Raw genomic sequence first — 13,522 nt, 5'->3', positions numbered from 1 at the left:
CAGCTTAGGGCGTCGGGGCGGTATCGCGGTCCCGGCCGGCGGCGAGCGCCCGCGCTCAGTCGCGCATCAGCAGCGCAACGGGATACCGGTTCAGCAGGCTCTGCAGGTCCGCGGCGCAGAAGCCGTCGGTGCGCTGAGGCAGGAGCACGCGGCCGGTAAGGGCGTCGCGCCAGGTGCCGCTGCCGCCGGGAAGCGGGAGGGCGGTCCCGCGCCAGCCGCCCTCGGCCGCCAGGCCCAGCGGCAGCCGGGTGGCGACGGCGACCACGTCGTTCCGGGGGCCGCGGGCGAAGGCGACGGCGTGGTCGGCGGCGGGCCCCGCGGGTTCCAGGGGGAGGTATCCGCGCAGGTCGCGTTCGCGGCGCACGTGCAGCGCGGTGCGGACCACGTGCAGCTTGGCCTCGCCGCCCGCGTCGACCTCGGGCAGCCGTCCGCCCTCCAGGCGCTCCAGGTGTGTCTGGCGGCAGGTGAAGTCGACGGGGCGGCGGTTGTCGGGGTCGACCAGGGAGAGGTCCCACAGCTCCGACCCCTGGTAGAGGTCGGGGACTCCGGGGCCCGCCAGCTGCAGCAGCTTCTGGCCGAGCGCGTTGCTCCAGCCGGCGGCGCGGATGCGCCCGACGAACGCGGCGACGTCGGCGCGCACGTCCTCGTCGGAGAGCACACGCTCGGGCCAGGCGGCGACCTCCTCCTCGAAGCCGGGGTCGCCGTCGACCCACGCGGTGCGCTCCTTCTGCTCGCGAGCCGCCTTGAGCAGGTAGTCGCGCAGGCGCGCGGCGCTGATGGGCCACGCTCCCACCAGCGTCTGCCAGGCGAGCAGATCCAGGCCGCCCTCACCCAGCCCGCGGGCGGCACGCCAGCGGTGCACGGCGGCGGCGAAGTCCCGGGGAACCTCGCTGAGGACCGCCAGGCGGGCGCGCACGTCCTCCGAGCGCTTGGTGTCGTGCGTGGAGAGCGCGGTCATGGTCCGCGGGCGGCAGGCCTCGCGGCGGGCGGAGCAGGCGTGGAACTCGGCCGGGGACACGCCGAAGCGGGCGGGGTCGCCGCCGACCTCGTTGAGCGCGACGAAGCGTGTGGCGCGGTAGAAGGCGGTGTCCTCGTCGCCCTTGGCCACGACCATGCCGCTGGTCTGCTGGATGCGCACGGCCAGCTCGCCGGCGGGGTCGGCGCACACGCGCGCGTCGACGTCGTCGAGGACGGCGGCGAGGTCGGGGCGGGCGCCCCGGGCGGCGGCCACCGCCCGGTCCCACACGGGCCGGGCCTCGGGCAGGTAGCTGCGGTAGGCCTCGAAGGAGGCGAGCAGTTCGGCGACGGCGTCGCGGACGCGCTCGGGGCCGGAGCCGGCGTCGGCGTGGGCGTGGGCGTGCGCGTGGGCGTCGGCGGAGCCGACCAGCGCGGCGATCCGGCCCACCTCGGGCGCGAGCAGCTCGCGGGCCGCGAGCCGCCGCGACTCGGCCCGCACGGCTGCGGAATCGGTGGGCGCGCCCACCGAGCGGGCCAGTTCGGTCAGCGGGCCCTCACCGCGGGGGTCGACGAACAGGCCGCACACCTCGCGCAGCGCGTCGTATCCGGTCGTGCCGTCGACCGGCCACGAGGCGGGCAGGGCCTCGCCGGGTTCCAGTATCTTCTCGGCGACGATCCAGCCGCCGAAGGCGTCGCGCAGCCGGCGCAGATAGCCGCCGGGGTCGCTGAGCCCGTCGGGGTGGTCGACCCGCAGGCCGTCCAGCTCGCCGCGCTCGGCCCAGCGCAGGATCTCGGCGTGTGAGGCGGTGAAGACGTCGGGGTCCTCGACCCGGACCGCCGCCAGCCCGGTGACGTCGAAGAAGCGGCGGTAGGACAGCCGCTCCCGGCCGCGCCGCCACGACACCAGCCGGTAGTGCTGGCGCTCGTGGACCTCGGCCGGGTCGTCGCCGGGGCTGTAGGTGCCCGGCGCCAGCGGAAAGCGGTGGTCCTCGTAGGTCAGGCAGTCGTCGGCGACGCCTAGGCGGTCCAGGGCGGCGGCTCCGCCGTCGCCGTCGTCGGCCAGGACCGGCAACTCCAGGGGCCCGGCGGTCCAGTCGACGTCGAAGCACCGGGCGTAGGCGGAGCCCTTACCGCTGCGCAGCACGTCCCACCACCACGGGTTGGCGGCGGGGGCCGCCACGGACATGTGGTTGGGCACGATGTCGGCCACCACGCCCATGCCGCGCTCGCGCAGCCGCTCGACCAGCTCGCAGCGCGCCCGGTCGCCGCCCAGCGGCGCCGAGACCGACGCGGGGTCGACGACGTCGTAGCCGTGCTCGGATCCGGGCGCGGCGGTGAGCATCGGCGACAGGTAGGCGGCGCCGGCGCCGAGCCGGTCGAGATAGTCGACCAGTTCGGCGGCGCGGTCGAGCGTGAGTCCCGGTCCGAGCTGCAGTCGGTAGGTGGAGGTCGGGCTGTAGGGGTCCATCGGGGTGTTCTCTGCCCTGCTCACGCGCGCTCGAACCCCGGCGCGCCGTCCGCGGCGCTCAGGAGCGGTGCGCACGAGCGGTGCGCACGAGCGGTGCGTGGGACCCGGCGGGGCCCCGCCCGGCGGTCCGCCGCGCAGCGAATAGGATCGTCGGATCCGCAACCGCCGATCCGCAGCATCCGGGGAGAGGGTCCGTCCATGGCCGAGTCCAGTGCCGCCGTCCGCGTGCTCCTGCTGAACGGGCCGAACCTGAACCTGCTGGGCAGCCGCGACCCGCAGCAGTACGGCACCGTGACTCTGGAGGGGATCGAGCGCCGGGTCCGTGCGCTGGGCGCCGAACTGGGCGCCGAGGTGGAGTGCGCGCAGAGCAACCACGAGGGCGTCCTGGTCGAGCACGTCCACCGGGCGCGCGAGCTGGACGGGGTCGTGTTCAACCCCGGGGCGTTCGCCCATTACAGCATCGCGCTGCGCGACGCGATCGACGCGGTGGAGACCCCCTGTGTCGAGGTGCACATCTCCAACGTCTACGCCCGTGAGCCGTTCCGGCACACATCGGTGACGGCGCCGGTGGTGCAGGGATACATCGCCGGTTGCGGCCCAACAGGCTACGAGCTGGGACTGCGCGCGGTGCTGGCGCGCGTCCAGGAGCGGCGCTCAGCCGCGGGATGATCACCTGTTGATCTTGTAGCCATCGTGAAGGAAAACGTTTTCCTTCACGATGGCGCTACAAGCTGTGTGGGGCCTCCCTCTGGTCGGCCGTACCGGAGGAACAAAACGAGGGTGAACCGGCCCGCTCCAGACCCACTTCAGGGAATGTCACGGAACGATAACGGGATTTCGTGGGCGCCTCGCGATGGAGTGCGTTTGCCCAGCTCAGAGGTGCTAGCTCCGCTGTTTTGGGAATAGATCAACGAGGTTCGGAGCCGCACAGGCCGGCGGGAGCGAGTCGGGTCCGCGCGGCGGGAGCGGGCGGTGTGCGGCGCGGAGGCGCCGGACGGTGCGCGCCGATTCACACGGGTGCCGTTGGGCAGGGCACTTCAGCTGTTGTTAGTTTTCTCTTCAGCATTCGGCCACACCACCGGAAGCCCCCGTTTCCAGCACGAACCCTGATGCACACGCAGGGTTGCCACCTCGCAAAGGGGAATGAACGTCCCGTGACCCTGCCCGGCCACCGCCCTCTCGCCGCGGCCGCCCTGGTCGGCGTCCTCGCACTCACCAGCGCATGCGGCAGCGACAGCGCCCTCAGAAACGGACAGCGGCCGCCCGCCGTACCCGACGACGTCGCCTGCTTCGACGGGAGCCTCTCGGCGGCGGGGTCCAGCGCCCAGGAGAACGCCATGTACACCTGGGTGGCGGGCTACCAGATGGCCTGCAAGGACGCCCTGATCCTGTACGACTCCGTGGGATCGGGTGCCGGTCGCAGCCAGTTCCTGCAGGACGCGGTGGACTTCGCCGGATCCGACGCCGCGCTGGACCGGCGCGAGCGCGAACGGGCCCGCGACCGCTGTGTCGGCGGCGCCCCCGCCCTGAACATCCCCGGCTACGTCGTGCCGATCGCGGTCATCTTCCAACTGGAAGGCGTCGACTCGCTGAACCTGCCGCCGGAGACCCTGGCCAAGATCTTCGACCAGCGGATCACCCGCTGGAACGACCCCGAGATCGCCGAGCACAACCCGGACGCCGACCTGCCGGACCTGCGCATCACCCCGGTCACGCGCGCCGACGACTCCGGCACCACCGAGAACTTCACCGGCTACCTCGCGTCGGCGGCCGGCGAGGCCTGGCCGCACGAGCCCGGCGGCACGTGGCCGACCCGCCCGGTCGAGGCCGCGCAGGGCAACAGCGGCATCGCCGAGGCGGTCGACGGCGGCCGCGGGACCATCGGCTACGTCGAGGCCTCGCACACCGGTGACATGCCCACCGCGTCCATCGGCGTGGGCGGCGAGTTCGTGGACGTGGCCCCGGAGTCGGCTGCGCGGGTGGTCGCCTCCTCCCCTGAGCGCAAGGGCGGCCACCGGCACGACCATGCATTGGAACTGGATTACGGCACCGCCGAGGCCGGCACCTACCCGATCGTCCTTGTGACCTACGAGATCGCGTGCCTGCGCTACGGCACGGCCGACGAGGCCGAGCGCGTGCGGTCCTTCCTGGAGTACGTGCTGAGCGCCGAGGGCCAGAAGGCCGCCTCCAAGGAGACCGGGTCGGCTCCGCTGCCCGGCGACTTCCGCCGGAAGCTGCTGGACTCGGTCGCGGCCATCAGCTCAGCCGAGTGACCGGGCGGGCGGCAGCGATGTCCGGAATCGGCCTGTTGCAGCGCTGTTCATCCGAGATCAACGCTGATTGCCGCCCGATGGTCTAGTCTGGGGCCCTCTCAGCGGCCGCTCCCCTTTCGCGGACGCGCTCCGGCAGCGGACGGGCCTATTCGGCACCCCCCTCGGACGCGCCGACGGCACTGCCCCTGCCCGCCGGGACGGCCGCCGGACCCGGCGGGATCACGATCGCGCCTCGGAGGCGGTCGGGATGTGCCGTGACCGGGGCCACCCGCTAGGATCAGCCGGGTTCACCCCCCCTTTTGTCCCACCGATCCCGAGGAAGTCCGATGAACCAGTTGCAGACGCTGACGCAGCTCGCCGTGCGGCAGCGGATCCGGATGATGGTCAACCAGTACGAGGTCCGGACGCTGCTGCCCGACGGGAGCGAGGGCGACCTGATCGCCTTCGCCCAGCAGAAGCGCCTCGCCTTCAAGGAGCAGGTGACGCTCTACACCGACGACAGCAAGCAGTATCCGGTCCTGGGCTTCCAGGCCCGCCAGGTCGTCGACCTCGGTGCGACCTACGACGTCACCGACCACAACGGGCAGCCGATCGGCAACTTCCGCAAGGACTTCAAGCAGTCGCTGCTGCGCTCGACCTGGCACCTGGAGCAGCCGGGCCTGTTCACCGCCACCGGTCAGGAGCGCAACCAGGTACTGGGCATCCTGCGCCGCTTCATCGACGCGGCCAAGTTCGTGCCCTACCACTTCGACTTCGCCGCGGGCGAGCACCCGATCTTCAGCGTCGACAAGCGCTGGGGCATTCGCGACCGCTACACCGTCCAGATCCCGGACCCCAACGTCGACCGCCGGCTGGTCATCGCCATGGCTGTCGCACTGGACGCGCTGCAGGCCCGCTGACCGGCCCTGCCTTCGCACCCGCGCCTCCGTGTGCGGGGGCGGCGCGGAACGCCTCCGCCCGCCCCGCCTGCCCGCCGATCCTGCATCCCGGATGCCGGCGGGACCGGCGAACCGCCGGGCAGGCCCTGCCCCCGCCTCCCCCTCTCCCCCGCGTCCCCCGCGCGCTCCGCCCACGCGTGCTGAACACGCCTCCCGCACCGCCGCCGCGCGGCCGCCCGCGGGTCGCCGACCCGCACACCCACCGCCGACGTGGCTGAATTCCCCGCGATCGGCCACACTGCCGGAAGTTGCCGGCACGGACCCGGGTAGCCCGCGCGTGTCCCGACCACCTCGACCCCCTTGCAGACGGAGACCGCGTGTCCCGGGTCCCTGCCGGCAGCTGCCGGGGCGGCGGCGGTGCGGGAACGGGGTCAGTCCCCGCCCGCCACCAGCACGCGCATCTCCGCATCGAGGCCGCGGATCTCCAGAGTGCGCAGACCCGCCGGGCGCAGCAGCGCCTCGTACTCGGCGGCAGTGCGCTCCCGGCCGGTCGTCATCACCATCATGTGCACGTCGAAGGCCCGCGACAGCCACGCCTGCCGGTCGTCGGGCATGACGCGCTCCAGGATGAGCAGCCGCGCCCCCGGGGCCATCGCCGCTGCGCAGTTGGCGAGGATGCGTGCGCAGGAGTCGTCGTCCCAGTTGTGCAGCACGCGGCAGAGCAGGAAGGTGTCGGCCACGACGGGCACCTCGGCGAGGAAGTCGGCCCCCACCAGCTCGCAGCGCCCTTCGCCGACGAAGGCGCCGAGCCGCCCGCGCGCCCCGGCCAGCACTTGCGGACGCTCCTGGAGTACGCCGTGCAGGCCCGGATGCGCCTGGAGCAGCGCGGCCAGCCGGCTGCCGTCCCCGCCGCCGACGTCGGCCACGCGCTCGGCCCGTGAGAAGTCGTAGACGGCCGGGAGCGGGTCGGCGAAGGAGCCGCCCGCCGCCATGCCGGCGTCGAAGAGCGCGGCGTCGACGGGGTGCTCGGCCAGGTAGGTGTAGACGTCGCGCCCGTACACGGACGCGAAGGCCTGGCGGCCGGTACGCACGGAGTCGGCCAGCCCGCGCCAGGCACCGCGGAAGAGGTCGCTGCGGTAGAGCAGCGCCAGGTCCCGCATCGAGGAGGGGTGCCGGCTGTGCAGCCGCTCACCCACCGGCGCCAGGCCGAAGCGGCCCTCGCGCTCCTCCAGGACCTCCAAGCCCACCAGCAGGAGCAGCAGGCGCTCAAGCGGGTCGGCGGCCAGCGACAGTTCGTCGGCGAGCTCGCCGGCCCGCGCCGGGGCGTCGCCCAGCCGGTCGATCACGCCCAGCCGCACCGCCGCGGCGACGGCCTCGGCCAGCCACGGCCCCATCAGCAGCCGCAGCAGCCGCTCGTCCTCGCCCTCGCCCTCGCCGCCGGCCATTCCGCCCCCGTTCAGCCTCTACCCCTGCGACCCACCCAACCGTAGCGCCGGGGCGCAGCGCCATCACCCCGGGACCGCGCGACCGCCGGGGCCCGGCACCGGACCGCCCCGGGACGGGCCTCCGGAGGCTCGTGCCGCCGGTGCCGAATCGAAGCGCCCAATGGGGCAGGGGCGGGGCGTGCGGGCACGTGAGCCGTACGGAACTGTCGGTGCCGGGCGCTAGATTTCCCTTCGTGAGCACACGCTGGACCACCGACGACGTCTGGGCTCTCGCGCCCGACTCCTCCTCCCGCAAGGCGGCGGTCAAGACCGCCGACCCCTCCCAATGGAGCGCCACCGGCCACCGCCCCGCGACCGGCGCCGAGGCGCCCGCCGTGTGGGGCGAATGCGCCGGGAGCGGCAAGAACGCCTACCGGGTCGTCGCCGAACTCGGCTCCCCGCCCGCCTACCGCTGCAGCTGCCCCAGCCGCAAGATCCCGTGCAAGCACACGCTGGCGCTGCTGCACCTGTGGGCCGAGGGCGGCTTCGAGGCGGGTGACGCCCCCGAGTACGCGGCCGAGTGGCTGACCCGCCGCGCGGCCGCACGCCGGCGACCAGCCGAACCCGCCGATCCCGAGGCGGCCGCGCGGCGCCTGGAGAAACGCGAAGAGCGCGTGGCCGAGGGCCTGGCGGAGCTGGACCTCTGGCTGCGCGACCAGATCGAGACCGGCCTGGCCGCGGCACGCGGCGACGGCTACCGCCGCCTCGACTCGATGGCCGCCCGCCTGGTCGACGCCCAGGCGGGGCGCCTCGCCGACCGCGTACGCGACCTCGGCCGCCTTGGTGCGGCCCGCGACTGGCCCGACCGCATGCTGAGCGAGTACGCGCTCCTGCGCCTGCTGATCAGCGGTTTCCGGCGCCGCGACGAGCTTCCCGGCGGCATGCGCGCCACGGTCTCCGCGCGGGCGGGGCTGCCCGCCGCGGCCGACGAGTCGGCGCCCGTGCGCGACACCTGGCGGGTGCTGGGCATGCACGACTTCCCCGCCGGCCAGGTCCGCGGCCGCCGCATCTGGCTGCACGGCGCCTCGACCGGGCGCACGGCCGCGCTGCTCTCCTATGCCCCGGCCGGACAGACCCCCGAGACCCCCGCGCGGCCGGGCACCGAGATCGAGGCCGATCTGGCGTGGTACCCGGCCGAGTGGCGGGCCTCGCTGCTGGCCGTGCACGCCGAACGCACGGCGGACCCCCCGCCCGGCTCCGGCGCCGACGCCGCGCTGGACTCCTATGCCGGCGCTCTGGCCGCCGACCCCTGGCTGGAGGCCTGGCCGGTCGTCCTGGAGGGAGCCGTCCCCGTGCTCGGCGAACCGTGGGGGGTCGCCGACTCCGGCGGCACAGCCCTGCCACTGCTCGCGGAGTGCTCGCCGTGCTGGCCGCTGGCCGCCGTGTCCGGCGGCGCACCGGTCACCGTCGCCGGCGAGTGGACACCCCAGGGCCTGCGGCCGCTGTCCGTGTGGGACGCCGAAGGCCGGTTCGCCGGCCTCGCCCGGATGCCGGGAGCCCTCGCCGGCACCTCGTGAACACCCCGCCCCGGCCCTCGCGCCGAAGGCGGCCCCGCACACGAACCGCGCCCGCCGCACCCCCATGCCTCCGCTCCCGCTCCCGACCCGCCGTACCCCCGGGCACGGCTCTACCCGCCGCCCGCACACGACTTCCGAGGACGCCTTGTGACGACCTCCTCCGAGACACCCCCCGATCCCGCGCACCCGGCCGCCGACTCCTGGTCCGACCTCGTCTCGGCCGCGCTCGTGGGAACCGCGCGCCGGTCCGCGCCCCGTCCCGCGGGACTGCCGGAGGTGGACCGCGACGACCCCGCGCACACGCTGCTCGACCGCGCCGCACTGGCCGCCGTGCGCGCCCGCGCAGGTCGGCCGGCCGACCGGGCGGCTCCCCGGGACCCCGCGGCCTTCGACCCGGCGCCGCCGGAGACCGCGCCCCTGCCGGACCCGCGCGCCGCACGGCGGCTCGCCGACCTGCTCGCCTCCGACTCCCGGCTGCTCTTGGAGTGGCTGGAGCTGGCGGCGCAGCGGGGCCTGCGGGTTCCGCCCGAGCTGCTGCCCGAGCTGCTGGACCGGGGCGCACGCGACCACGGCGGAATCGGGCGGGCGCTGCTGCCGGCCGCCGGGCGGCGCGGCCTGTGGCTGGCCGGGCTCGACCCCCGCTGGGCGTACCTGCTCCGGCTCGACGAAGCGCAGCGGGTCAGCGCCGAGGAGTGGCGTGCTCGTCCGGCCCAGGAGCGCCACGCGCTGCTGGAGGCCCGCGAGCCGCACCTCACCGCCGACGACGAGCCGCTGCTGCAGGAGGCGATGGGCGATCGCAGCACGCGCGTCCGGGGACTGGCCAGGGGCTTGGCGGCCCGGCTCCCCGACACCGGCCGCGGCCGCCTGCTGACCGGCTACGCCCGGCGCCATGTGCGCCGGGGCTCCGACGGCAGATGCGCGGTCCGCCTCCCCGACCTGGCCGACACCGAACTCGCCCGCGCGCTGGGGGTCGAGCCCCGCACCGACGGCGGCACACGGCGCGACGCCCGGGAGCGGCTGTGGATCCTGGTGTCCTACGCGCCGCTGGCCGCCTGGTGCGGCCACCTGGGCGAGGACCCCGCCGATGTCGCCGCCTTCGCCGCCGCCGCCGACTCCGAGCTGTACGAGGCCCTCGCCGACGCGGCGGTCCTGCAGCGCGACCGGGAGTGGGCCCGCGCCCTGCTGCCGGCCAGACTGGGCTCGCTGGCCGGCGAGTACAGCGAGCGCGCCGGCCGCGGCACCGCGCTGCTGGCCCTGCTGCCCCCGGACGAGCAGTGCGCCTGGGCGCTGCGGTGCCTGGGCTCCGGCCGCCGCGTCCCCAACGCGGCGGCCGTGGAGTCGGTCGTCGAACACGTCGTCTGCCCCTGGAACGCCGACCTCGCCGCTTTCGTGGCCGACACGTTCGACGCCGCCGAACGCACCGGCACCTCCCTGACCCGGCTGTGCGCGATCGCCGGTTCGCGCATGCCGCCCTCCCTGCACGAGCGCATCGCCGTCTCCGCCCGCCGCGAGCGGGCCGGCGGCGACGGCCCCGAAGCGCTCATCCGCCTCGCCGACACCCTCAGGTACCGATCCGAGATGCACAAGGAGTTCTCTTGACCGTCTCCGCCACCCCCGCCGCCGCTCTGCGCCCGCACGCCGAGCAGAGCTTCGCCGAGGAGCTCGCCGCCCTGGAGCGCGCCGACTCCCGCACGCGCCCGCCGGGCTGGCGGCTGTCGCCGTGGGCGGTCACCCGCTACATCCTGGGCGGCACGCTCGACGACGGCACCGAGATCACGCCCAAGTACATCGGCTCCCGGCGGGTGGTCGAGGTGGCCGTGGCCACCCTGGCCACCGACCGCGCCCTGCTCCTGCTGGGCGTCCCCGGCACAGCGAAGACATGGCTGTCGGAGCACCTGGCGGCCGCCGTCACCGGCGACTCCACACTGCTGGTCCAGGGCACCGCGGGCACCGCTGAAGAGGCGGTGCGCTACGGGTGGAACTACGCCCGGCTGCTGGCCGAGGGCCCCTCCGAGGCGGCGCTGGTGCCCAGCCCCGTCATGACCGCCATGTCCGAGGGCCGCCTGGCCCGCGTCGAGGAGCTCACCCGCATCCCCTCCGACGTACAGGACGCCCTGATCACGGTGCTGTCGGAGAAGACCCTGCCGGTACCGGAGCTGGGCACCGAGGTGCAGGCCACGCGGGGGTTCAACGTGATCGCCACGGCCAACGACCGCGACCGCGGGGTCAACGACCTCTCCAGTGCGCTGCGGCGGCGCTTCAACACGGTCGTGCTGCCCGTCCCCGACAGCGTCGAGGACGAGATCGACATCGTCAGCCGCCGGGTGGCCGCGCTCGGCCGCTCCCTGGAGCTGCCCGAGGTGCCCGCGAGCCTGTCCGAGATCCGCCGGGTTGTCACGGTCTTCCGCGAGCTGCGCGAAGGCGCCACCGCCGACGGCGGCGCGAAGGTCAAGTCGCCCAGCGGCACGCTGAGCACCGCCGAAGCGATCTCGGTGCTCACCAACGGCATCGCGCTGGCCGCGCACTTCGGCGACGGCACCCTGCGCCCGGCCGACGTCGCGGCGGGCATCCACGGCGCCGTGGTCCAGGACCCGGTCTCCGACGGCGTGGTGTGGCGGGAATACCTGGAGACCGTCGCGCGCGACCGCGACGGCTGGGACGACTTCTACCGCGCCTGCCGCGAGGTGAGCCGCTGATGGCGCGGGTCGGCACCGACCGCGTGCACGTGCTGGGCGTGCGCCACCACGGCCCCGGCTCGGCCCGCTCGGTCGCGGCCGAGCTGGAGCGCATCGGCCCCGAACTCGTGCTGATCGAGGGGCCGCCCGAGGCAGATGGACTGGTCGGACTGGTCGGCGAGCTCACTCCGCCGGTCTCCCTGCTGGCGTATGTGCCCGCGGCGCCGGCGCGTGCGGCGTTCTGGCCGTTCGCGGCGTTCTCGCCGGAGTGGGCGGCGCTGCGCTACGCGGCCGAGCGCGGCGTCGAGGCCCGCTTCTGCGACCTGCCCGCCGCCCACACCCTGGCCGGGGACGACCCGGCCGGGGGAGAGGGCGGAGACGGCGGGGAAGGCGGCGAGGGCGCGGACACCGCCCGGCCGGAGCCCGAGCGCGCGGTCGCGGACCCGCTCGGCATGCTGGCCGAGGCAGCCGGCTACGACGATCCCGAGCGCTGGTGGGAGGACGTCGTCGAAGGGCGGGCGGCCGTGCCCGTCGGTTCGCCACCCGGCGGCGCCGAGGCGCACCCCGGCCCCTCCCCCTTCCCCGCGATCGCCGAGGCGATGGCGGCGGTGCGGGCCGAGTCCGGTGCGGGCCCGGCGGGGGCGGCGGGAATGCGCGAGGCCCGCCGCGAGGCCCACATGCGCCAAGTGCTGCGCAAGGCGATGAAATCGGTCGAGGGCCGCATCGCCGTGGTCTGCGGCGCCTGGCACGTCCCCGCGCTGCTGGACCGTCCGCCGGTGGCGGAGGACACCGCGCTGCTGCGCGGCCTGCCCAAGGCCAAGGTCGCGGCGACGTGGATCCCGTGGACGCACGGGCGGCTGGCGTCGGCCTCCGGCTACCGGGCGGGCGTGCGCTCGCCCGGCTGGTACCACCACCTGTTCACCGCCCCCGACCGCCCCATCGAGCGCTGGCTGGCCGAGGCCGGGCGGCGGCTGCGCGAGCTGGACCAGCCGGTGTCCTCGGCCCACGTCATCGAGGCCGTCCGCCTCACCGAGGCGCTGGCCGCGCTGCGCGGGCGCCCGGCGGCCGGTCTGGAGGAGGTCGCCGACGCCGCGGAGGCGGTGCTGTGCGAGGGCGCCCGCGCGCGGGCGCACATGCTGCACAGCCGGATGGTCGTCGGCGAGCGGATGGGCGCGGTCTCGGCGGACACGCCGCAGGTCCCGCTTCAGCGCGACCTCGCCGCCGAGCAGCGCAGCCTGCGCCTCCAGCCGAAGGCCGAGCCCCGCGACCTGGACCTGGACCTGCGCGAGGAGACCGGGCGGCGGCGCAGCGCGCTGCTGCACCGGCTGGGGCTGATCGGCGTCGAGTGGGGGCGACCGCGCGGCGACTCCGCGCGCTCCCGCGGCACCTTCCGCGAGAGCTGGACGCTGGGCTGGCGGCCCGAAATGGAGCTGGCGCTGATCGAGGCGGCGGTGTGGGGCACCACCGTCGAGGCCGCGGCGGGTGCGCGCGTGCGGTCGCTGGCCGGCGAGGCCGCCCTGCCGGACCTGACCGCGCTGGCCGAGCGGTGCCTGCACGCCGACCTCGGCGGGGCACTCGGCGAGGTCGTCTCGGCACTGACCGCCCGCGCCGCCGAGGACGCCGACATCGAGCACCTCATGGCGGCCCTGCCCCCGCTGGCGCGTTCCGCCCGCTACGGCGACGTGCGCCGCAGCGACTCCGCCGCCCTGCGCGGGGTGGCCGCCCAACTGCTGGCCCGGGTGCGGGCCGGCATCGTCCCCGCGGTGTCGGGGCTGGACGACGACGCCGCCGCGGCGATGGCGGGTGCGGTCGACGGCGTGCACAGCGCCGCGGTGCTGCTGGGCGGCGACGAGGAGTCCGCGTGGCTCGCGGCGCTGGAGCAGGTCGCGGTGCACGAGTCGGCGCCGGGGCGGGTGTGCGGGCGGGCGAACCGGATCCTGCACGACTCCGGCCGGCTGTCCGACGCCGACCTGAGCGGCCGGCTGTCGCGCGCCGCCTCGCGCGGCACGTCGCCGACCCGCACGGCGCACTGGATCGAGGGGTTCCTCTCCGGCAGCGGCCTGCTGCTGGTGCACGACACCGCGCTGCTGGGCATCGTCGACCGCTGGCTCGGCGGCCTCGGCGCCGACGCGTTCACCGAGGTGGTACCGCTGCTGCGGCGCACCTTCGGCGCCTTCGACGGACCCGAGCGCCGCGCCATCGGCGACAGCGCCCGCGCCCTGGGCGGCTCCGGAGAGGCGGGCGCCGCTCCGACCGGCGACACCGTCGAC

9 protein-coding genes are annotated in these 13,522 nt (G+C 75.3%); 7 read left to right on the top strand and 2 right to left on the bottom strand.

The window, feature by feature from the left end; translation table 11 throughout:
• Positions 1-55: 55 nt before the first annotated feature.
• Positions 56-2,425: a malto-oligosyltrehalose synthase gene (gene treY / locus RM446_RS10300; RefSeq protein ID WP_311545132.1), complete on the bottom strand. Its 2,370-nt coding sequence runs from the start codon at positions 2,423-2,425 to the stop codon at positions 56-58.
• A 198-nt stretch (positions 2,426-2,623) separates the two neighbouring features.
• Between treY and aroQ the strand changes: the two genes are divergently transcribed.
• The 3 genes from aroQ to RM446_RS10285 all read left to right on the top strand — a co-directional run bounded on the left by aroQ (position 2,624) and on the right by RM446_RS10285 (position 5,597).
• The gene (aroQ, locus tag RM446_RS10295) at positions 2,624-3,094 is read left to right on the top strand and encodes a type II 3-dehydroquinate dehydratase (RefSeq protein WP_311544988.1); all 471 of its coding nucleotides are present in this window, start codon (positions 2,624-2,626) and stop codon (positions 3,092-3,094) included.
• Between the two features lie 485 nt (positions 3,095-3,579).
• Positions 3,580-4,698 carry a phosphate ABC transporter substrate-binding protein PstS gene (gene pstS, locus RM446_RS10290; RefSeq protein WP_311544987.1) on the top strand — a complete coding sequence of 373 codons (1,119 nt, stop codon included), beginning with the start codon at positions 3,580-3,582 and terminating at the stop codon, positions 4,696-4,698.
• A 326-nt stretch (positions 4,699-5,024) separates the two neighbouring features.
• Complete coding sequence (locus RM446_RS10285) at positions 5,025-5,597, top strand: LURP-one-related/scramblase family protein (RefSeq protein WP_311544986.1); 573 nt, start codon at positions 5,025-5,027, stop codon at positions 5,595-5,597.
• A 410-nt stretch (positions 5,598-6,007) separates the two neighbouring features.
• Here the strand turns inward: RM446_RS10285 and RM446_RS10280 are convergent, their stop codons facing one another.
• Entirely contained in the window at positions 6,008-7,021 is a 1,014-nt protein-coding gene (locus tag RM446_RS10280) for a methyltransferase (protein ID WP_311544985.1), read from the bottom strand.
• 233 nt (positions 7,022-7,254) lie between these two features.
• On the opposite strand from RM446_RS10280, the gene RM446_RS10275 reads away from it, so the two are divergent.
• From RM446_RS10275 to RM446_RS10260, 4 genes are all read left to right on the top strand, one after another.
• Positions 7,255-8,577, top strand: coding sequence for an SWIM zinc finger family protein (locus RM446_RS10275; RefSeq protein ID WP_311544984.1), 1,323 nt, complete (start codon positions 7,255-7,257; stop codon positions 8,575-8,577).
• A 147-nt stretch (positions 8,578-8,724) separates the two neighbouring features.
• Positions 8,725-10,176: a DUF5691 domain-containing protein gene (locus tag RM446_RS10270; protein ID WP_311544983.1), complete on the top strand. Its 1,452-nt coding sequence runs from the start codon at positions 8,725-8,727 to the stop codon at positions 10,174-10,176.
• Positions 10,173-11,273: an ATP-binding protein gene (locus tag RM446_RS10265; RefSeq protein ID WP_311544982.1), complete on the top strand. Its 1,101-nt coding sequence runs from the start codon at positions 10,173-10,175 to the stop codon at positions 11,271-11,273. The genes RM446_RS10270 and RM446_RS10265 overlap by 4 nt, the downstream gene beginning before the upstream one ends.
• Positions 11,273-13,522: DUF5682 family protein (locus tag RM446_RS10260; RefSeq protein ID WP_311544981.1), on the top strand; the 2,250-nt coding region annotated here is incomplete at its 3' end. The genes RM446_RS10265 and RM446_RS10260, both read left to right, overlap by 1 nt.

The organism is Streptomonospora wellingtoniae, from assembly GCF_031845375.1.
GTDB classification, from domain to species: Bacteria; Actinomycetota; Actinomycetes; order Streptosporangiales; family Streptosporangiaceae; genus Streptomonospora; species Streptomonospora wellingtoniae.
This window is presented reverse-complemented; position numbering and strand designations above follow the sequence as displayed.

What these genes read in the sequence shown, in the direction of transcription:
- aroQ (WP_311544988.1), top strand. Translation starts at nt 2,624, where the DNA reads ATGGCCGAGTCCAGTGCCGCCGTCCGCGTGCTCCTGCTGAACGGGCCG.
- RM446_RS10285 (WP_311544986.1), top strand. Translation starts at nt 5,025, where the DNA reads ATGAACCAGTTGCAGACGCTGACGCAGCTCGCCGTGCGGCAGCGGATC.
- treY (WP_311545132.1), bottom strand. Translation starts at nt 2,425, where the DNA reads ATGGACCCCTACAGCCCGACCTCCACCTACCGACTGCAGCTCGGACCG.
- RM446_RS10280 (WP_311544985.1), bottom strand. Translation starts at nt 7,021, where the DNA reads ATGGCCGGCGGCGAGGGCGAGGGCGAGGACGAGCGGCTGCTGCGGCTG.